Annotated in this window: 16 protein-coding genes; 9 read left to right on the plus strand and 7 right to left on the minus strand. The window is 72.5% G+C overall.

The annotated features are described in order from the left end of the window. Window positions 1-76: 76 nt before the first annotated feature. The 3 genes from KIK06_RS09240 to KIK06_RS09250 all read left to right on the plus strand — a co-directional run bounded on the left by KIK06_RS09240 (window position 77) and on the right by KIK06_RS09250 (window position 3,692). Window positions 77-1,504, plus strand: coding sequence for a hypothetical protein (locus KIK06_RS09240; protein ID WP_268642805.1), 1,428 nt, complete (start codon window positions 77-79; stop codon window positions 1,502-1,504). Next, window positions 1,501-2,673: an ARPP-2 domain-containing protein gene (locus tag KIK06_RS09245; RefSeq protein ID WP_268642806.1), complete on the plus strand. Its 1,173-nt coding sequence runs from the start codon at window positions 1,501-1,503 to the stop codon at window positions 2,671-2,673. The genes KIK06_RS09240 and KIK06_RS09245 overlap by 4 nt, the downstream gene beginning before the upstream one ends. 95 nt (window positions 2,674-2,768) lie before the next feature. Continuing rightward, a complete protein-coding gene (locus tag KIK06_RS09250; RefSeq protein ID WP_268642807.1) occupies window positions 2,769-3,692 on the plus strand; it encodes a ketopantoate reductase family protein in 924 nt (307 codons plus the stop codon). Between the two features lie 3 nt (window positions 3,693-3,695). Here KIK06_RS09250 and KIK06_RS09255 read toward each other — a convergent pair whose 3' ends face one another. Continuing rightward, the gene (locus KIK06_RS09255) at window positions 3,696-4,922 is read right to left on the minus strand and encodes a sulfotransferase family protein (protein ID WP_268642808.1); all 1,227 of its coding nucleotides are present in this window, start codon (window positions 4,920-4,922) and stop codon (window positions 3,696-3,698) included. Window positions 4,923-5,081: 159 nt separating this feature from the next. On the opposite strand from KIK06_RS09255, the gene KIK06_RS09260 reads away from it, so the two are divergent. The 3 genes from KIK06_RS09260 to rph all read left to right on the plus strand — a co-directional run bounded on the left by KIK06_RS09260 (window position 5,082) and on the right by rph (window position 10,815). Next, the gene (locus KIK06_RS09260; RefSeq protein ID WP_268642809.1) at window positions 5,082-5,567 is read left to right on the plus strand and encodes a MarR family transcriptional regulator; all 486 of its coding nucleotides are present in this window, start codon (window positions 5,082-5,084) and stop codon (window positions 5,565-5,567) included. Continuing rightward, entirely contained in the window at window positions 5,509-7,995 is a 2,487-nt protein-coding gene (locus tag KIK06_RS09265; protein WP_268642810.1) for a PEP/pyruvate-binding domain-containing protein, read from the plus strand. The genes KIK06_RS09260 and KIK06_RS09265 overlap by 59 nt, the downstream gene beginning before the upstream one ends. 195 nt (window positions 7,996-8,190) lie before the next feature. Next, the gene (gene rph / locus KIK06_RS09270; RefSeq protein WP_268642811.1) at window positions 8,191-10,815 is read left to right on the plus strand and encodes a rifamycin-inactivating phosphotransferase; all 2,625 of its coding nucleotides are present in this window, start codon (window positions 8,191-8,193) and stop codon (window positions 10,813-10,815) included. An 84-nt stretch (window positions 10,816-10,899) separates the two neighbouring features. Here rph and KIK06_RS09275 read toward each other — a convergent pair whose 3' ends face one another. The 3 genes from KIK06_RS09275 to KIK06_RS09285 form a co-directional block, all read right to left on the minus strand. Beyond that, a complete protein-coding gene (locus KIK06_RS09275) occupies window positions 10,900-11,952 on the minus strand; it encodes a DUF2293 domain-containing protein (protein WP_268642812.1) in 1,053 nt (350 codons plus the stop codon). A 167-nt stretch (window positions 11,953-12,119) separates the two neighbouring features. Beyond that, window positions 12,120-13,205, minus strand: coding sequence for a DNA alkylation repair protein (locus tag KIK06_RS09280; protein ID WP_268642813.1), 1,086 nt, complete (start codon window positions 13,203-13,205; stop codon window positions 12,120-12,122). A gap of 26 nt (window positions 13,206-13,231) precedes the next feature. Beyond that, window positions 13,232-13,525 (minus strand): hypothetical protein, encoded by a 294-nt coding sequence (locus tag KIK06_RS09285; protein WP_268642814.1) that lies wholly within the window; start codon window positions 13,523-13,525, stop codon window positions 13,232-13,234. 104 nt (window positions 13,526-13,629) lie between these two features. On the opposite strand from KIK06_RS09285, the gene KIK06_RS09290 reads away from it, so the two are divergent. From KIK06_RS09290 to KIK06_RS09295, 3 genes are all read left to right on the plus strand, one after another. Then, window positions 13,630-13,791 (plus strand): hypothetical protein, encoded by a 162-nt coding sequence (locus KIK06_RS09290; RefSeq protein WP_268642815.1) that lies wholly within the window; start codon window positions 13,630-13,632, stop codon window positions 13,789-13,791. Between the two features lie 371 nt (window positions 13,792-14,162). Further along, window positions 14,163-14,246, plus strand: coding sequence for a cittilin family RiPP precursor (locus KIK06_RS29355; RefSeq protein ID WP_394296863.1), 84 nt, complete (start codon window positions 14,163-14,165; stop codon window positions 14,244-14,246). A 52-nt stretch (window positions 14,247-14,298) separates the two neighbouring features. Continuing rightward, complete coding sequence (locus KIK06_RS09295) at window positions 14,299-15,750, plus strand: cytochrome P450 (protein ID WP_268642817.1); 1,452 nt, start codon at window positions 14,299-14,301, stop codon at window positions 15,748-15,750. Between the two features lie 61 nt (window positions 15,751-15,811). Here the strand turns inward: KIK06_RS09295 and KIK06_RS09300 are convergent, their stop codons facing one another. The 3 genes from KIK06_RS09300 to KIK06_RS09310 all read right to left on the minus strand — a co-directional run bounded on the left by KIK06_RS09300 (window position 15,812) and on the right by KIK06_RS09310 (window position 19,285). Next, the gene (locus tag KIK06_RS09300; RefSeq protein WP_017601326.1) at window positions 15,812-16,183 is read right to left on the minus strand and encodes a hypothetical protein; all 372 of its coding nucleotides are present in this window, start codon (window positions 16,181-16,183) and stop codon (window positions 15,812-15,814) included. A gap of 48 nt (window positions 16,184-16,231) precedes the next feature. Further along, window positions 16,232-17,047, minus strand: coding sequence for a methyltransferase domain-containing protein (locus KIK06_RS09305; RefSeq protein WP_017601327.1), 816 nt, complete (start codon window positions 17,045-17,047; stop codon window positions 16,232-16,234). A gap of 216 nt (window positions 17,048-17,263) precedes the next feature. Beyond that, window positions 17,264-19,285, minus strand: a complete 2,022-nt coding sequence (locus tag KIK06_RS09310) for a PhoX family protein (protein ID WP_268642818.1) — start codon at window positions 19,283-19,285, stop codon at window positions 17,264-17,266. Window positions 19,286-19,565 lie beyond the last annotated feature (280 nt).

Consider the following 19,565-nt stretch of genomic DNA (forward strand, 5'->3'; position numbering starts at 1 on the left):
TCTTTTCAGCATCATTCACGCCGTTCGCGCCGTCGCTCCCCGGCCCGTCCCCCACCGCCCTCCCCGGGAGCCCCCCATGACCGACACCTACGCCGACCTGCTCGCCTGCGAGGACCTGCTGCTCTTCGCCGGCGCCGCCATGTCCTCCTCCGGCCAAGGCGAGTTCCACTCCTCGGCGGGTCGGCAACGGCTGTCCCTGGGCTTCCTGCACGACTACGTCCGCGAGACCCTCCCCGACCTGTACGCGGCGACCCTGGCGCTGCACGTCAACGACCACAACGCGGCGCTCATCATCGCCAACCTGCTCGCCCATCCCCGGCCGGACGCCCCCGCGCGCGAGCGCGCCCGGGAGAACGCGCTCATCCGCCGCCGTCTGGCGCTCATGCCGCCCCAGCGCGTCTACCGCCTGTTCACCGGGTTGGCCGCGCGACGCGTCAACAACCGCCGCACCCGCGCGACGATGAGCGCGTGGATCGGCGCGCGGCCCGACCTGGCCCTGGACGCGCTGAAGTACCGCTCCGGGCTGCGCACGGCGGTGCGCCACGCACGCGTGCGCCTGCCGGAGGAGGTCGCGCACTTCCTGTTCTCGCGGCCCGCCGCGCGCCGTCGGCACCCCTACGCCTCACCCCTGCTGCGCGCGCACTCGGCGGCCCACCACTCCGCCCGCGACCTCTACGACCTGCCGTACACGGTGGCCGAGGGGTTCGCCGCCCACCACAAGATCCCCCGGGATCGGTTCCTGGAGGGCATCCGCGAGCGGACCACGCACGCCGAGCGGCTGCGGTTGACCGCCACGGCCCGCGAGCACGGGCTCGGCCCCGTCCTCGACCTGGGCACCGCGCCCCTGCTCCGGCTGTGCGCGTACGTCCTCGGGCTACCACCGTCCGAACGGCGCGAGCGGCGGGCGGAGCTGGAGGAGGCCCTGACCCGCTCGGCTCGGCGGACCGCCGGTCCGATGGCCGGAACCTGGCCGCCGACCGCCGCGGTGCTCGACGACAGCTACTCCTCGTTCGGTTCCCCGGTGCGGCGCAACCACCCGTTGGCGATCGCCCTGGCCTGCCACCACCTCGTGGCGGCGCTGTCACCGGGGGCATCGTCGCACTGGGTGTCGGGACACCACGACGCGCTCACCGTGCGCCCGGTCGGCCCCACCCGTCTGGCCGAGTCGATCCTGGACGCGCTCGACCAGCGGCCCGAGCGGGTCCTGGTCGTCTCCGACGGACACGACGACCACCCCGAACTGCTGTCGGAGACCCTCACCGTGTGGCGTACCCGGGTCGACCCCGACCGGGCCACGACGATGCTGCATCTGAATCCGGTGTTCGACGCCGACGGGCTGAGCATGCGCCCGCTCTCGCCCGCCGTCCCCACGCTGGGTCTGCGCGACCCGGCCACGCTGCCCTCGCTGGTGGGGCTCGCGCGGTTCGGGGAGGGACGGCTGGGCCTGGCGGACCTGCGCGCGTACCTGGACGCCACCGTCACCGCCTACCTGGAGGCCGCGTGAGCACGACCGGAGCGCTGAACCTGGGCGACCTGGTGACGGGCCCCTCCCAGGTCTGGGGCAACGTCCGCCTGGTGCCGCTGCTGCGGTCGGAACCGGTCCCCGGGCTGCGGCTGCACGACCAGGTCAACGAGTCCCCCGTGACCGTCGCGGGGGCGGGCCGCCGGAGCGTGTACGTGGGCTACGTCCCGCACGCCTACGTGGCCGCCTGGGGCGACGATCCCGAACCGAGCGCCGCCCACGGCACGCAGTTCGTGGACGCCGACGGACGGGCCCCGCGCGAGCGGGTACGGCTGGCCTTCCAACACCGCCGCGTCCAGCGAGTGGACCGGGACCGGTCCCGGTTCCTTCCCCTGCACCTGGCCATGGACGGGCTGCTGTCCCTGGGGTTCGGCGGCCCGCCGATCGCTTGGGCGGAGTGGGCCAGAACGACCGTGCGCGAGGGGCTCTCGCCCCGGGCGGAGACCGCCTACCTGGGCGGACACGTGGGCGACCTCCAGGAGGCGCTGCGCGTGTTCGAGATCCACCCCGACCAGTGCGGGGTGGCGGTCTATGTGGCGGACGCCCTGGCCACGGTGCACGTCGTGCCGCATCCGGAGGACTACCGGACCCTGCATCCGACGCTGCTGCTGGACATGTTCGGCGAGCAGCTGTTCGTGAACGGGCTGCTCAACATCACCGTGCGGGCGCTGCACGAGCCGATCGACCCCCGCTCGGTCCGCGACCTGACCGACCTGCGCGGCGCGGTCGAGGCGAGCCGTGCCGCCTCCGTCGAGGGCCACGACGAGCTCATGCTGCCGTCGCTGACCGACGCCGACTATTCCTTCGAGTCGCTGTACGAGCGGTCCGGGTTCACGCTCAACCGGTTCCTGCCGCCGCTGCGCGGCGACCGCGACAACCACATCGGTGAGGTGATCACCGCCGCGGACGGCCGCGTCGCCTACCTGAAGACCTTCCGGCTCTCGAACGCCCAGGTCCGGCGCGGCCGCCTGCTGAAGGCGCTGGGGGAGAACGACTGGTCGTTGGCGGACACGGCACGGGCGCTGGGGACGGACCGGGCCGCCCTCGTCACCCGGTTGGAGCGGGCGGGCCTGGCCCACCTGCTCAACCGGGCCCTGCTGGAGCGGCACCGGGCCGAGCGAGACCGCCGGGTGGGCCGGCACACGCCTTAGTTCCGGAGGCCGACCGGGGACCACCCGCTCTTGCGGTGATCCGTCCCATCGTCATACGTTGTGCGACGTTGACCGACGATCGGGTGGGGAGAACCATGCGGATTCTGGTCGTGGGCGCGGGTGCGCTCGGGGGTTACTTCGGGACGTGCCTGGCCCGGGCCGGTCGCGACGTCGACTTCCTCGTCCGTCCCGCGCGCGCCGAACTGCTGCGCGAGCACGGCCTGCGCGTTCGCGACCTAAAGGGACGGGTGGACTCCACCCCGGTGTCGGCGGTCACCGCCGACCGGCTCGGCGCCGACTACGACCTGGTGGTGCTGGCGGTCAAGGCCTACGCGCTGGACGCCGCGGTCAAGGACCTGGCTCCCGCCGTCGGGCCCCACACGGTGGTGGTGCCCTTCCTCAACGGCATGCGCCACGTCGACGTCCTCACCGAGCGGTTCGGCGCCGACCGCGTCTACGGCGGGGTGGGGCTGGTGCAGACCCGGCTGGGCGCGGAGGGTGAGGTCGAGCGGGTCGGCGACCTGGCCGAACTGGTCTACGGACCGCTCTCCGACACCCCCGTCCAAACCCTGGAACGCGTGCACGCGGCCCTGGACGGCGCCGGTTTCACCGCCACGGCCACGGAGGAGATCCTCCAGCGGATGTGGGAGAAGTGGGTCTTCCTGGCTACCATGGGCGCCTGCAACTGTCTGATGCGCGGCCCCATCGGCTCGATCAACCGCGCGCCCGGCGGCGCGGAGTTCACCGCCGCGATGACCGAGGAGGCCGTCGCCATCGCCACCGCGGCGGGCCACCCGCCAGGCGAGGGGTTCCTGCGCTGGGCCCGGTCGGCGATCTCCAGTACCACCAGCACCACAAGTACCTCGATGTACTGGGACCTGACGCACGGGAATCCGGTGGAGGCCGACCACATCGTCGGCGACCTGGTCCGCCGCGCCCGCGACCTGGGAGTGCCCGCTCCCCTGTTCTCCCTGGCCCGCACCCACCTGAGCGTGTACTCGGCCGGCCGGAACACCTGAGGCTCAGCCGCGCACGGCCCCGGCGCCCATGGGGTCGGGGCCGAACACGGCGCGCACCCGGTCGGGGTCGAGCCCGTAACGCTCCGGCCCGTACCGGTGCCCGCCCGGGTTCTTCCGGCGGTCGCGCCGGGTGTAGCGCAGTGTCCGGTTCCGGGACTCGGCGTCGAACTCCGCCCCGAGGGCGCGCCACGTCCGCTCGGCCACCGCGACCGGGTCGCGGGTGAGCTCGTCGTAGGGCAGGTCGAGGAAGCGTCCGGGGTCGTGCGCGCGGCGGACCGCCCTGGCCCGCTCCGCGCCCTTCGACCAGATCTCCAGCCACTCGCCGCCGATCCGGCTCGGGTCGACGTCGGCGCAGTGCAGGCGCATCCCCGCCTCGGTCAGACTGCCCCACGAGGCCATAGCGCGCGCCGGGTCGCGGTCGGTGAGAACCACCGTGGCGTCGGGGAAGACGTCGAGCAGGGCGTCCAGGGTCAGCAGGTGCAGGGGTGACTTGAGCACCCAGCGCCGTCGCGGGCGTTTCCACTGCAACGCCTGGAGCTGCTGTTTGAGGTAGGCGTAGTCGGGAACGGCGTCGCGCCGCTCGACCCAGGCCCGGTAGCCGGGGATGGGCGCGCGCACGTGGTGGCTCAGGCCGTGGGGAAGGGCGAAGACGCACTCCTCCGGTTCGAGCGGGTGCATCGGGTGGATCGTCTGGAAGCCCGGGAGCATGGCGTCCATGCCACGAACCAGGGCGCGTGCCGCGGCGAGGCGCCGGCGTCGGCTCAGCGTGCGCTCCCCGGGCCTTCCCGTGTCGGGGACGGGGTTCCACAGCTCCCACAGCATGGGGGCGCGGGCGTCCGCGTGCGCGGCGAGGAGGCCGTGCCCGAACGTGGTCCCCGTCCTGGGCAGCCCGGTGATGAACACCGGCCGGTCGATCGGCTCGTCGGCGACCTCGGGGTGGACGTCGAGCAGGTGGAGCATGCGCAGGCGTGTCTCCAGCCGTCGACGGATCTCGGCCTGGACGCTGACCCGGCCGATCGGTGTGAGGTCGGGGACCGCGTGCCAGGCCTCATGCAGGACACGCAGGTCGGAGAGGAAGGGTTCGTCGACGGGCCAGGTCAGGCCGGTGCGCTGCGCCGCGGCGCGCGTCGCGGCGTCGAAGGAGCGTTCGGCGGGGTGTGGCCGTCTGCCCGCGACCGGGGCGATCAGGGTGTTGACCGGGTGCACCCACCACGTGGGGCGAACGTTCACGGCGACTCTTCCACTTGGTCGATATCAGGGTGGAGTATGACGATTCGACCACAGCGCGTCAGGCGCCGCAAAGACCGTGTTCAACAGACCGCTCCCCTGGATCTCGGCGGAGGGTCGGCGTAGATTAGTTGCTCAACAGCAGCTATTGCTCTGGGGCACATGAACGATCACGAACGTCTGATGCGCGTCCTCGGCGAGATCCGACACGACCTGTTCCCCACCACGCTCCGCGCGAGCGAGGCCGACGACCTGCGGGTCGTGCACCTGGCCCTACTCCAGGTGCTGCGACGCCGCGACGGACCGACCGTCAAGGAACTGGCCGCGCTCATCGGCCGCTCGGAGTCCCGCACCAGCCGCCTGGTCGACCAGCTCGTCCGCCGCGCCCTCGTCGAACGCCGCGAGGACACCGACGACCGGCGGGTCCGGCGGGTCCGGATCAGCCACGACGGTCACGCCGTCCTCCGCCGGATCGACGCCGTTCGCGCCGAAGCCCAGCTGAAGCTGCTCGACCACCTGGACGACGACGAGCGCGCGGCGGTGCTGCACGCGATGGATCTGTTCGCCAAGGCCGCGAGGAGGTATCGGGATGAACGTGATCGGCCTGGACGCGATCGACGCCGGCATGATCGGGACGGTGGGCGGTAAGGCCGCCGGTCTCGGCGAGATGGTCGCGTCGGGCGAGCGGGTGCCGCCGGGCTTTTGCCTGACCACCGAGGCGTACGCGTCGGGGACGGTTCCCGCCGACGAGCTCGCCGCCGCCTACGAGCGCCTGGGCGGCGGGCCGGTCGCCGTCCGCTCCAGCGCGACGGCCGAGGACCTGCCCGGCACCAGTTTCGCCGGACAGCAGGACACGGTGCTCGGTGTGCGCGGGACCGAGGAGCTGGTGGCGGCGGTGCGCCGGTGCTGGGCGTCCCTGGACTCCGACCGCGCGGTCGCCTACCGCGAGGCCGTCGGGATCGATCGCGCCGACACGCGCATGGCGGTCGTCGTCCAGCGGATGGTGGACGCGCGGGTCGCCGGGGTGCTCTTCACCGCCGACCCGCTCACCGGCAGCCGCTCCCGCGTGATCGTGGACGCGGCCCCCGGACTGGGCACGGCCGTGGTCGACGGCGGCGTCATCCCCGACCACCACGTCCTGGTGGACGGCGAGCCGGCCGCGGCGGTCGAGGGCGGGTGCCTGACCGCCGACCGGTTGGAGGAGCTGCGCGCGGCGGGCGAGCGGCTGGCCGAGCACTTCGGCTCCCCACAGGACGTGGAGTGGGCCTACGACGCCGACGGCGTGCTGTGGCTGCTCCAGTCCCGACCGATCACCACCCTGTTCCCGCTGCCTCCGGATGCCGGGAAGCCCGGCCCGCGCCTGTACATGGAGGCTGGGCACATGCAGGGCATGCTCCGGCCGTTCACCCCCATGGGCATGGACCGCATGACGCACATCTGGTTGAAGTGGTGCTCCTTCCAGGGCGTCGACGTCGACCCCCGTGAGGGGGCCTCGCTGCTCACCCCCGTCGGCGGACGCCTGTACATGGACCTCACCGACTTCATCCGCAGCGCGCCGATGCGGGGGCGACTCCCCCAGGCGATGGAGGTCTACGGCCCCCAGGTCAGGCGCGCTGTCGAGTACCTCATGGACGACCCCCGGTTCGCGCCGCGTCCCGGCCTGCCCTTCCCCCTGGGCACCGCCCTCCGGTTCGCCGCGCGAGCGCTGCCGACCACCCTGGCGCACATGACCGCGACCGTCGCCCGCCCGGAGAGGGCCAGGGCCAGGGCGGCCCGGGCGCTCCGGGAGTTCCGGAGCCAACCGCACCCCGGCCCGGAGGCCACCACCGCCGAGCGGTTCGACTTCGTCAGCGAGGACGCCTACGCCCCAGTCCTGGGCGCCCCCATGATGGACGTGGCCTGGCCGACCTTCGCCGGTATCGCCCTCGGCGTGCTCCCCTCGGCCCTGCTCGACGGTGTGGCCACCGACGAGGAACTCGACGCCGTCCTGGGCGGTATGCCGCACAACGTCACCACGGAGATGGACCTGGCCCTGTGGGGGGTGGCCGGGAACGCGAGCGGGCACCGCGACCTGTTCCTGAACACCGGCCCGGCCGAACTGGCCGACATGTACCGCCGGGGCGCGCTACCCGACATCGGCCTGACGGACTTCCTCGAGGTGTACGGCCACCGGGCGGCCGCCGAGGTCGACATCGGCATGCCGCGCTGGGCGGAGGACCCCGCCCCGCTGTTCGCCACCATCGCCAACTACCTGCGGGTGGAGAACCCCGAGCAGGCACCCGACCGAAGGTTCGAGAGGGCCGCGGTGCGGGCCCGCAGGACGATCAGCGAACTGTCGCTGCGCGGCCGCGCCCGGCGTCCCGTCCGTGGGCGGATCGCCTCCGTCGCCATGCGCCGGTCACGCGAACTGACCGGATCGCGTGAGCTCGCCAAGTTCTCCTGGCTCATCCCGTTCGCCCAGATGCGCCGCCAACTCCTGCTCATCGGCGCGGACCTGGTACGAGAAGGCCTGCTGGAGCGGAATGACGACGTCATGTTCCTCACGATGGACGAGGTGCGCACGGCCGTCCACGACGGGGTCGACCACCGGGACCTGGCCGCTGAACGCAGGGCCGACTACGACCGGGAGGTGCGCCGGCCGAGCGTCCCGGCCCTGCTGCTGTCCGACGGCACCGATGTGGAGACGATCCTCCCGCGCCCGGAGGTCGAGGCGGGCACCCTGTCAGGGACACCCGCGGCAGCGGGCCGGGCCACCGGTCGGGCCCGGGTGGTGCGCGACCCGTCCGGGGCGCACGTCGAGCCCGGGGAGATCCTCGTCGCGCCGACCACCGATCCGGGGTGGACGCCGCTGTTCATGACGGCGGCCGGGCTGGTGACCGAGACCGGTTCCCCGCTGGCGCACGGCCCGACGGTGGCCCGCGAGCACGGGATCCCCGCCGTGATCTGCGTGCGCGACGCCACGCGGGAGATCCGAACCGGTCAGGTGATCACGGTCGACGGCACGTCCGGCACGGTCACCGTGGAGCAGGGCGGGGACGCGAAGGAGTCGGTGGCCTCCGCCTCGGCGGGGTCCTAGCGTCGGAGCGTCCTTCGCGGTCGGCGCCCTCCCGGCCCTTCGGGACCGGGGACACGCGGGGGATTTCCGATCGTCCGCCGCCACTTTCACTTTATATCAGATTCCCGTATCTCATGAGGCGCTGAAAAGTCCTGCATACTGCTGCTCCGCGAACTGAATCGGCAAATGACGGGGGAATCGGAATTGCGCTGTGTCATGGACTTCGCGCATATCGACGCGACGAATATCGCAGAGGTCGGCGGGAAGGGGGCGGCTCTGGGCGAGCTCGCGCGGATCGCCGGTGTCGGCGTGCCGGACGGCTTCTGCGTCACGACGGACGCCTTCCGACGGACCGTCGGCGACCTACCGTCGATCGACGCGCTTCTCGATCGGCTGGCGCGCGCGGAACCGGACGACCGCACGGCGATCCGTACGCTGAGCGCCGATATCCGCCGCGGTGTCGAAGGCGTGGCGGTACACGACGCCCTCGCGGAGGAGATCGGCGAGGCGCTCGTCCGGTTCGGGGCGGACGCCTCCTACGCGGTGCGTTCCAGCGCGACCGCCGAGGACCTGCCGACGGCGTCCTTCGCCGGCCAGCAGGACTCCTACCTCAACATCACGGGCCTTCCAGCGATCCTTCTGCACGTCCGGCGGTGCTGGGCCTCGCTCTTCACCGAGCGGGCGGTGGCCTACCGGATCCGCAACGGCTTCGACCACCGCGGGGTCGGTATGGCCGTGGTCGTTCAGCGGATGGTGTTCCCGGACGCGTCCGGGACCATGTTCACCGCGGACCCGGTGACCTCGAACCGCGAGACCGTCACCGTGGAAGCCGGATGGGGGCTCGGCGAGGCGCTCGTCTCCGGCCGGGTCCGCGGTGACGTCCACACGGTGCGCGACGACCGGGTCGTCTCCACGACGATCGCCACCAAGACCCTGAGCGCGCAGGCGTCACCGGAAGGCGGTGTCCGGGACGTACCGATCGAGCTGGAACGCCGGACACGATCGGCTCTGACGGAAGCACAGGTCGTGTGCCTGGCGCGGCTGGGCCGGAGCGTCGAAGCGCACTTCGGCCGGCCGCAGGACATCGAGTGGTGTCGGGTCGGAGACGGCTTCCACATCGTTCAGAGCCGTCCGATCACCACGCTGTTCCCCGTCCCCACGGCCGATGACGAGGAGAACCACGTCTACGTCTCCGTCGGTCACCAGCAGATGATGACCGACGCGATGAAGCCACTGGGGCTCTCCCTGTGGCAGATGACGACCCCGCGCCAGATGCACGAGGCGGGCGGGCGGTTGTTCGTCGATGTCGCCCCCGCCCTGGCGACGCCCGCGGGCCGCACGGGCCTCCTGGAGGCTCTGGGGAGCTCCGACCCGCTGCTCGGGGACGCGCTGCGTACCGTCCTCGACCGCGGTGACTTCGTCCGCGGGCTTTTGGAGGATGACTCCACCGCCGCACCCGACGCCGATCCGCCCGCCGGTGACCGGCCCGACCCGGTCGAGGCCGATCCCGACATCGTCAGCGAGCTGATCAGAGGCAATGAGGCCTCCGTCGCCGCCCTGCGGCGCGAGATCCGGAACCTGTCCGGTTCGGCGCTGCTCGACTTCATCCGGGCCGACATCGTGGAGCTGAAACGCCTCCTCTTCGACCCGCGGAGCCTCGCGTTGGTCACCGCGGCGATGGAGGCGAGCCGTTGGCTCAACGAACACCTGGAGGATTGGCTGGGCGAGAAGAACGCGGCCGACACGCTCACGCGGTCCGTCGACCACAACGTCACCTCGCAGATGGGGCTGGCCCTTCTCGACGTGGCGGACGCCGTCCGGCCTCATCCGGACGTCGTGGCGTTCCTGAACCGTGTCGCGGACGAGGGCCGGGAGGGCGACGGCTTCCTGGACGAGATGGCCGGGCTGCCCGGCGGACCGGAAGCACGTGCGGCCATCCGGGGCTACCTCGACACGTACGGGATGCGCTGCGTGGGCGAGATCGACATCACCAGGACGCGCTGGAGTGAGCGGCCCGCCGCGCTCGTGCCCGTCCTCCTGGGCAACGTCAGGAACTTCGCGCCGGGCGAAGGCGGGCGACGCTTCGAACGGGGGAACCGGGAGTCGTACCAGAAGGAGCGGGACGTGCTGGCGCGCCTGCGCGCCCTCCCGGGCGGAGAGGGCAGGGCCGAGGAGACCAAGCGGATGATCGACCGCGTCCGCGCCTTCGCCGGATACCGGGAGTACCCCAAGTACGGCATGGTCAACCGCTACTTCGTCTACAAGCAGGCGTTGCTGCGGGAGGCCGGCCGCCTCGCCCGGTCCGGTGTCCTGCGCGAGGACGAGGACGTCTTCTTCCTCCGGTTCCGGGAGTTGGAGGAGGTCGTGCGCACCGGCGAGGTGGACGCCGAGCTCGTTCGGGAGCGGCGGGAGGCGTTCCGGTCCCACGAGGCGCTCACCCCGCCCAGGCTCCTCACCTCGGACGGCGAGGTCCTCAACGGCCGCCGCCGACCCGCCGACGCCCCGTCCGGGGCGATGGCGGGTCTCGCGGTCTCGGCCGGGGTGGTGGAGGGTCGTGCCCGTGTGGTCACGGAGATGGCGCGGGCCGACCTGGAGCCGGGCGACATCCTGGTCACCGCCTACACCGACCCCAGCTGGACCCCCCTGTTCGTCACCGTCGCCGGACTGGTGACGGAGGTCGGCGGGCTCATGACGCACGGGGCGGTGGTCGCTCGGGAGTACGGCCTGCCGGCCGTCGTGGGTGTGGATCGGGCCACCCGGAGGATCCGGGACGGACAGCGGATCCGTGTTCACGGAACCGACGGGTACGTGGAGATCCTCGGGTCGGCTTCCCGGCCCTGACGGACCGAGCCCGCGGGTAGGCGCCCGGCTGGCCGCCGGATCGGCCTCGCGCGTCCAGACGATCACGGGGAGCCGTCAGGGCGGTCAGGCCCACCCGGCCAGGACGCGGTCGATGCCGTCGGCGATGCGCGCCCTGGCCTCCTCCCGGGGCACCCCGTCCATGAGGAGCCGGTCGTAGGGGGTGTCCTCGTGCCGGACGGAGGCCACGACCGCGCGGCGCACCGCCCCGGGGGCGAGGTCGCGTCCGGCGGCCGAGCGGCCCACCCGGCCGCTGCCGCGCACGCCGGTGTGTTCGGCGATGCTCCGGGCGCGGTCGGCGGGGCAGCCGGGGAAGAGCCGGGTGATCTCGGCGGCGAAGCGCTCCTGGAACACCACGTCCTGGTCCGCGCGGCGCACGGCGTCGCGTTCACGGCGACGGGCGCGAGCGTCCTCGTCGGCCAGGCACGCCTCCTCGGCCGCGACCAGTGCGCGCTCCTCCACGAGCAGGCCGAGGCGGCGGAAGCGCTTTCGCGAGGGGACCCACCGCACCACGACGGCCGACAGCACGCTCTCCTTCCTCGCCCTGCGGGTCAGGGTGGCGTCCCCGGCGGGCAGGAACTCCAGGTGGTCGAGGTCGACGCAGGTGAGGCAGCGCGGCGCGCCGTCCTCGACCAGCTTCGGGCCCTCTGCGGTCAGACCGCAACCGGCGCACTCCCACGGCCCGTCCGCCTCCTGCACCTCCAGGTCGGGGACCTTCGCGCGCCGCCGCTCCTCCCGCCCGCGCTGGGCCGCGGTCGCGTTCGGGGAGACCCAGTGGGCGCGGAACCCGCGTTCGTCGGCGGAATCGGCGCGGCTGGTGAAGCGCAGTTCCCGGCGGTCGCGCGTGGCGGCCGGGTACTCGCCCTCGTGCCGCTCCATCCCGCGCGCCTCCGCCCAGGCGGTGAGCAGCACGACGACGGCGCGCTGCTTGTCCGGGGGCGCCTGGATCAGGTCCTGGAGCGCGTCGACCCGTCCCTGCCGCCAGGTGTCCACCGCCCGGTCGGTGACCCAGCCCAGCGCGGTGAGGGTGTCCAGGACCGACACCGCCCCGCGCCGCGCGACCGCCGCGTCGGCGGCCTCCGCCACCCGGCGCCCCAGCCTGGTCCCCAGATCGGCCACGTCCCGTCCCTCCGCACTCGTCCGTCCCGGCAGCGCACCACCCTAGATGATTGATTCCAAGGGATGGCCGCGCGGATACGGGTTCCCGTCTCTGGTGGCGGAAGCCCCGTCGGGATGGCGGCGTGATGGCGGATACGCCACCGGAGCGGGACGCGAGGCGGTCGCCCTCAGCAGTGCAGCGTGAACGAGGCTTCCCCGTGGGGTCGGCCGTTGACCTGGAGCTGGACCAGATGGACGCCCGGGTGATAGCGCCGCGTGCTGATCGGTTTGAAGGAGTGCCTGCGTGTCGCGCGCCACGTCTCGCCGGGGGCCAGGGACCGTGTGGTGAGTTTGAAGACCTTGGGGGTGCGGCTGCCGTTGGCTTTCACGTGGTGGACGACGTAGTCGATGATGAGGTGAGCGGTCTGATCGTGGGTGTTGGTCACCGAGTAGTCGAACAGCAGATGGTCGCCGACCCGGATCTCTGGGGTGTGGACGTGCGGGCCCTCGACGGATACGGGACCGTCCGGGGAGTGGCCGAGCAGAGTGAGGGCCCCGGCGTGGCCGGACTTGATCAGGGTCCGCAGGCCGTGCCGTACCAACCGGGTCGTCGTCGGCGCCGGGTCGCTCAGCCAGCGCGTCGCGACCTCGACGGCGATGTCGGGGTGGTCTCGGCTGATGTCGTTGAGGTGGTTGGCCACTGATCTGCGGACGTACTCGGAGTCGTCCCGGTACAGCGCGTCGAGTAGGGGCAGTGCGGGTGTCGGATCCGCGATCAGCTCCGGAAGTCGGGGCGCCCAGGGCAGTCTCGGCCGCGTGCCCTCACTGGCCAGTCGGCGGACGTGGAGGTCGGGGTGCGCGGTCCACGGCGTCATGACCCGGAGCGTGCGTTCCAGGTCGGCCTGGAGGAAGGGACGTACGGCGATCTCCGCGGTCAGGCGCGGGGTGAGTTCCGCGAGCAGGGCGAGCGCCGGTTCGAAGGCGTCCCGGCCCCGTACGGCGACGGCCTCGGTGACGGGGAAGATCATCCATCCGGTGAAATCGCCGTCCTGCAGTGCGGCGCGCAACACGTGCGCGAAGGCCGGGTAGTCCGCGGGAAGGTCGGCCAGGACGGCGTTTCTGATCAGGGCGACACGCTCGGTGAAGCTCAGCCCGGCCAGGTCGGCTCCGCACCCCCGGGTCTCCTGCGCCGTGATCCCGTCACCGGCTCGCGTAAGGCATCGGGCGAGGTCGGCGACGGTGTCCGCGTTGAGTAGTTCGTCTGCCGAGGGCACGGCGTCGTTCTCCTTGGTCTCGGGGGCTATGCGGTGTGCGGTACCTGAGCGTGCCGCGTCTCGTGCACGGCGCCGATCCGGCTGAGGGAGCCCCGTGCCCGGGGGTCGGTCGGCGTTTCCTCGGCCGCGCGCTCGGCGACGGCGGCGGACGACCAGGTGATGAGGTCCAGGAGAGCGCCGTCGTCGAACCGGGCGAGGCGGGCGCTCTGGAAGCCGTCGCCGTAGTTCTCCTTGGGCAGCGCGACGAGCTGCTCCGGGTGGGCGGTGAGGGCGGCGGGGTCGTCGGTGGCGAACCCGACGTGCTCGATGGCCGCACTCATGGCATCACCCTTCGTCGATCACATGAATCACGGATTTGACGCAACAAATCCGTGAGTTCACGTTATCACGGATTCGCTGACCCAAATCCAGTAGATTGAGGGGCATGGCCATCCGGGACCCGCGGGAAATGCCGTGGATCGGCGAGGACCCGGTCCTCGACCCGGCCAACACCGTCGTCGTCGGCGCAGGCCCGGGACGCGGCGGCGTCGACTTCCTCGCCGATCGGGAACTCACCAGGCGATACGGCCCCTCCCGCGCTCACTGACCGCCCATGACCACCGCCCCCCTGGAATCGATCATCTGGGGCGTGTGCCGCCGACACCTACCCTGCCGCGCGACGGGCGGCGTCCGCAGAACACGCCCTGGCGCCGGATCCCACCCTGAACACCGCGCCCACCGGAGCGGAGACGACTGAACACGGTGTCACCCGTCGGGCCGGATTCTCGGACAGGCGCCGACCAGTGACCGGTCGGCCCAGTTCAGGACGGAAGCATGTTCCCTGCCTCCATGTCCACACCACCGCGGGGACAGGGGTGCCTCACCTCTCGGACAGTTGTTCGGTGGGAGGGACCTCGATAGATTCCGCCGGTATCCGGCCCCGCACGGGTCCGGAATCCCACGGAAGGGGTCCACCCCATGAAGAGAGTCGCCTACCGCATCGCCGCCAAGCTCGGCCTCGTGGACGGCCAGCGGCTGACCGCCCCCTACATCTACTACTAGATTCGGCGCCGGGGACCATCACGCGTCGGTCCCGGCGAGAAGGGACCACCCCGTGAAGGGGGTCGCCCACCGCATCGCCGTCAAGCTCCGCCTCATCGACGGCAGGCGGTTGGCCGCCCCCTACGACTACTCTCCCCCCGGTTCCCAGGACTCCCCGCCCCGTGCCGTGACCACGGTGCGGGGCCTCCCCTTGGAGGGATCGCACGACGTGACGGCCTCCCCGACCGCTCCGGGGCGCACTCCCCCGGGCCCGCACGACGGGCGCGGCACCGCCAACGTCGCCGACTACGCCCTCGATCCCCTGGGCTTCCTCACCCGCGCCGCACGCGAGCACGGCGACGTGGTCGCGCTCACCCCCGCCAACGTCCTGCTCGCCCACCCCGACGCCATCGGCCGCGTCCTCGTCGACCGGGGCGAGACGGTCGTCAAACTCCGGCCGGGTGTCCGTCGCCGGGGCGGGACGGGCTTCCCGCTCGCCACGATGAACAGCGAGGGCGCCGACTGGGAGCGCAAGCGCGCCCGGTTGCGGCCCGCCTTCCGCAGCGGGCGGCTGACCGGTCTGGAGGAGGCGGCACGAGAGGCGGTCGCGCGCCTGGTCGACACCTGGCACGACGGTCAGGAGATCGACGTGCACGAGGCGATGTCCAACCTGGCCATGCGGGTGGGTGCCGAGCACATCGCCGGGCGCGCGCTGGGATCGCGCGGGCGGGCCCTGTCCGACGCGGTGGGCGCGATCATGCGGCTGACCTCGGCTCCGCGCCTGCCCGGATGGGTGCCGACCCCCGTCAACCTGGAGCTGCGCCGTTCGCTGCGGGCTCTGGACCGGGTGCTGGCGGACCTGATCGACGAGCACCGTCCCGACGGCGGGACCACGGCGCTGGGCCGGTTGCTGGAGACCGTTCCACCGCCGCCGTTCACGGAGGTGCGGGACGAGCTGGCGACGCTGCTGATGTCGGGATACGAGACCACGGCCGACGCCCTGACCTGGCTGTTCTTCGCCCTGGGCGAGGACGCCGAGGCGGACGGGCGGGTGGCCGAGGGCGGGCGCCCCGGCGGAGAGGGGACGGACTTCGCCGGGGCGGCCGCCAAGGAGGCCATGCGGCTGTACCCGCCCGCGTGGGTGATCAGCCGGGAGACCGTACGCCCGTTCGAGGTGGGCGGGTACGTGCTGCCCGCCGGGACGGTGCTGGGTCTCAGCCAGTGGGTGACCCACCGGGACGAACGGTGGTTCGCCGAGCCCGCGTCCTTCCGGCCGCGTCGGTGGCTGGACGGTGGCGGCCCCGCCCACCGCTACGCGTTCTTCCCGTTCGGCGGGGGTCAGCGCGGCTGTGTCGGGGCCGCCATGGCCCTGCGCGAGATCGAGGTGATCGCCTCGGCGTTGCGGGCGCGCGTGCGGTTGGAACTGCTCGCGCCCGAGCGGGTCCGTCCCCGTCCGGCGCTCGCGCTCCAGCCGGTGGGCGTGCGTGCGGTCGTGCGCCGGGAGCGCCCGGTTCCGGCGCCGTGAACGCGTCCGGACGGGTGGGCACCGAAGGTCGCCCACCCGTTGACCGGACCCGTCGCGCGGGTCAGGGCGAGGAGCCGAGCCGCGACCTGACCCGTGCGATCCGGGAGCGCACCAGCAGGTGCCCCCGCGCGCTCCACGCCAGCAGCCCGGCCAGCAGGACCACGTGGTACAGCGTCTCGCCGTCCCACTGGTCGGCGAGGACGGCCCTGCCCAGGACCGCTCCGAGGATGCAGAGCACACCGAACGTGACCATCAGGCCGATGTCCTGGGACCGGCGCAGCAGACGCAACCGCGCCTGGTCGGCGGCCTGGGGGGTCAGCTCCCCCGCGCGCTGACGTTCATCGAGCGCGGCCCCGGCCCGCTCGGCCCTTCGGGCCAGGAACACGGTCCCCAGGCCGACGGTCACCCCGCCGACGATGACCAGGTTGAACACGCGAGCACCCCCGCATCCGGGCGGAACCGCCATCGAACGGCCCGCCACTCACTCTGCCTTCACCGCGCTGACCAGGAAGAACGGGATCGCAACGAACAGCCGCCCGCGCTGGGCCCGGTCCCGCTGGTCGGCCGTCCACTCCTCGGCCCGCTCCTCGCCGACGGCTCCGGCGGTCACCGCGGCCCGCGCCATACCCAGCAGCATGCCCAGGACCTCGTCGTCGGTGAAGGTCAGGACACGGCCCTCGACACGGACCCGCTCGAACCCCGCGTCCAGCAGCAGGGCTCGCTCACTCCGCGGTGCGCGCGGGGCGGGCAGGCCGTCAGCGGTGGCGCGGACGATCGCGCGCGTGGTGTCGGGGTGGTCGGAGTCGACGATGTAGGCGTCCCAGTCCTGTCCCGCCAGGACCAGGCGACCGCCCGGCGCCAGGACACGGTGGGCCTCGGCCAGGGCGCGGGGCGTGTCGTCGAGCACGTGGTAGACCTTCTCCGCCCGGTAACCGTTCAGGGCTCCGTCGGGGAAGGGCAGATCGTAGGCCCCGGCCTCGCGCAGGTCCAGGTCGGGACGGCGGGCGCGGGCGTGGGAGAGCATGCGCGGGTCCGGGTCGATCCCGACCGCCGCCGCCCCGGCGTCGGCGAGTTCGGCGACCGCGAGGCCGGAGCCGCACCCGACGTCGACCACGGCGTCGCCGTGAGCGGGGGCGAGCAGTTCCCTGATCCGAGCGCGCAGGGACCGGGCCTCGGGCCGCTGGTCGAAGAGGTCGAGGCGGGCGATGAGCCGGTCGGTGGCCTCGGTGGAATCGGAGACGGGGTCGGCGTCGACGGTGTCCGCGTCACCGTCGGGGGCTGAGGGGTTGGTGGCCATGGCCCATTGTGCGGACACCCGTGACACACGTGTCAACACCGGTCCGGAGAACGCGGCCGGGCCCGGCCACCGACCGTGCGGTGACCGGGCCCACCCGTCGCCCGCCATCGCGCGGGGCGGGCGCTACGCGCAGGGGCCGCGCTACCACCCCCAAACGACGCCTACGGCGCACGAACCCTTACCCGACGCGCGTCGTCGCCTCCGGCGGGGTGGACGCTACCTGCCGACGTCACGGCCGCGGGGGTGCCAGATGCACACCACCGACGGGCGCGGGAACTCACGGTCGGGCCAGGTGCTGGTGGGCGCCTCCAGCGTGCCGCCGTCACCGGGGTGCTGCGGCGCCAGGAAGACGGTCTTGTTGTCGGGGGTGACGAACGGGCCGCAGGCCTCGGCGTCCACGGGGACGGTCGCGAAGGTCTTGAGCTCGCCGCGGAAGCGGCCCTCGACCGGCACCACGTGCAGGGCGTCGTTGTAGCCCAGGCTGCCCGGCTGGCCGTCCGTGGAGATCCACAGGTTGCCCCGGGCGTCGAAGGTGAGGTTGTCGGGGGCCGAGATCGGCATCACCTTGGACTTGTCGAAGCCCGCGAAGTAGGTGTCGTCGTCCTCGGGGTCGCCGCAGATGATGGGCACGTTCCAGGTGAAGGAGGTCGCGGCGGCGTCGCTGTCGGCCTCGATGATCTCCAGGATGTGCCCGTAGCGGTTGGGGCCGCGCGGGTTGGGCTCGTCGACCTGGCCGGGCTCGCGGGCGGAGTTGTTGGTCAGGGCGCAATAGACCTTGCCGGTGACCGGGCTGGCCTCGAAGTCCTCGGGGCGGTCCATCTTGGTCGCGCCCGCGGCGTCGGCGGCCAGACGGGTGTACACGAGCACCTCGGCGACGCTGAACCCGTCGACGAAGCTCTCCGTGGCGGTGCACAGCGCGATCCACTCGCCGGTGCCGTCGAAGGCGCCGTCGGAGGGCAGCTCACCGGAGTTGTCGATCTCCTCGGCGGGGCTGTCGCCCTCCAGGCGGGCCACGTAGAGCGTGCCCGAGTCTAGCAGGGACAGGTTGTGGCGCCGCGAGCCCTCGATGTAACGGCCGTCGCTGACGAACTTGTACATGTAGTCGAAGCGCTCGTCGTCGCCCATGTACACGGCGACGCGGCCGTCCTCGGTCAGGCGGGTGTTGGCGCCCTCGTGCTTGAAACGGCCGAGCATCGTGCGCTTGACCGGCGCGGCCTGCGGGTCGAGCGGGTCGATCTCGACGACGTAGCCGAAGCGGTTGGCCTCGTTGGGGTGCTTGGACAGGTCGAAGCGCTCGTCGACCCGGTCCCAACGGCGTCTCGGCAGGCGGGTGGACAGCCCGTAGCGGTTGGTCTCGGGGGTGCCGGGGGCGGAGCCGAAGTACTGGTTGAAGTTCTCCTCGGCGCTGAGGAAGGTGCCCCATGGGGTCATGCCGCCCGAGCAGTTGTTGAGCATGCCGAGGACCTCGGTGCCCTCCGGGTCGGCGGCGGTGCGCAGCAGCTCGTGGCCGGCCGCCGGTCCCGCGATCCGGAAGGAGGTGGTGGCGGTGATGCGGCGGTTGAAGGGGCGCTCGCCCCCGGTGAGCCGCCACTGGCCGGTGCCGTCCACGCGCTCGATCTCGACCAGCGAGCCGCCGTGCGCGGCCATGGCGGTGCGGATCTGCTCCGGGTCGGCCTCGTCGCCGCCGGGGTACCCGGCGAACATGAGGTCCTCGTTGGTGTACTCGTGGTTCACCCACAGCAGGGCGCGGTCGTCATCGAGCTGGTGGAAGCCGACGTAGTCGCAGTTGTAGCCGAACTGCCGCGCCTGGGCCTCGGCGGTCTGGTTGTCGAGGTCGAACTCGGGCGCGCCGGGCAGGACCGGCTCGCCCCAGCGGATGATGACGTGCTGGTCGTAGCCCTTGGGGACGGTGACCTGGTCGTCGTTGTTGGGCAGCACGCTGTGGAACGTGGCGCGGGGGTTGGGCTTGGGGCGGTTCGGACCGCGGTCGGCGAAGGCCGGGCTCAGTGCGGCGAAGCCGAGCGCGCCGGCGCCGGCGGTGACGGCGCTCGTGCGCAGCGCCGAGCGCCGGGAGACCACCTTCTGGAAGATGTCGCCGAAGTAGGCGTTGTCGCTGGTGTTGGGGGCGGGGTGGAAGCAGGCGTCACCACAGCGCAGTCTGCACGTGGCGCGGGAACGCCCGCCTCCGACCTGGCCGATCAAGGGCAGCGAGCGGCGGTGGGGCGCGGACTCGGACACACGTTCTCCTCGGGATCGTGACTACCCCTCCGCACCCCTCCGGGCGGGGAACCGGACGAAGGCGCGAAGGACGAAGCTGGTCAACCGGTGTATGGAGGCACCGGCCGGTCTCGACCCTGGCCGAGGTTTCACACACATCGGTGAAACCGGGGTGAACGCCCCTACAACTCCGTCGCATCCCTGGGGTGGCGTGGCCCCCGGTCGCCCTGGGCACACATGATCGACACCGAACGTGATCATGGCGTACCGGAGCGTCCCGCGCCAGACCCCTTTCCTCGTG

Origin of the sequence: Nocardiopsis sp. EMB25, from assembly GCF_026797795.1 — a bacterium.
Classification (GTDB): Bacteria; Actinomycetota; Actinomycetes; order Streptosporangiales; family Streptosporangiaceae; genus Nocardiopsis; species Nocardiopsis lucentensis.

What these genes read in the sequence shown, in the direction of transcription:
- KIK06_RS09240 (WP_268642805.1), top strand. Translation starts at nt 77, where the DNA reads ATGACCGACACCTACGCCGACCTGCTCGCCTGCGAGGACCTGCTGCTC.
- KIK06_RS09250 (WP_268642807.1), top strand. Translation starts at nt 2,769, where the DNA reads ATGCGGATTCTGGTCGTGGGCGCGGGTGCGCTCGGGGGTTACTTCGGG.
- KIK06_RS09260 (WP_268642809.1), top strand. Translation starts at nt 5,082, where the DNA reads ATGAACGATCACGAACGTCTGATGCGCGTCCTCGGCGAGATCCGACAC.
- KIK06_RS09265 (WP_268642810.1), top strand. Translation starts at nt 5,509, where the DNA reads ATGAACGTGATCGGCCTGGACGCGATCGACGCCGGCATGATCGGGACG.
- rph (WP_268642811.1), top strand. Translation starts at nt 8,191, where the DNA reads ATGGACTTCGCGCATATCGACGCGACGAATATCGCAGAGGTCGGCGGG.
- KIK06_RS09285 (WP_268642814.1), bottom strand. Translation starts at nt 13,525, where the DNA reads ATGAGTGCGGCCATCGAGCACGTCGGGTTCGCCACCGACGACCCCGCC.
- KIK06_RS09290 (WP_268642815.1), top strand. Translation starts at nt 13,630, where the DNA reads ATGGCCATCCGGGACCCGCGGGAAATGCCGTGGATCGGCGAGGACCCG.
- KIK06_RS29355 (WP_394296863.1), top strand. Translation starts at nt 14,163, where the DNA reads ATGAAGAGAGTCGCCTACCGCATCGCCGCCAAGCTCGGCCTCGTGGAC.
- KIK06_RS09305 (WP_017601327.1), bottom strand. Translation starts at nt 17,047, where the DNA reads ATGGCCACCAACCCCTCAGCCCCCGACGGTGACGCGGACACCGTCGAC.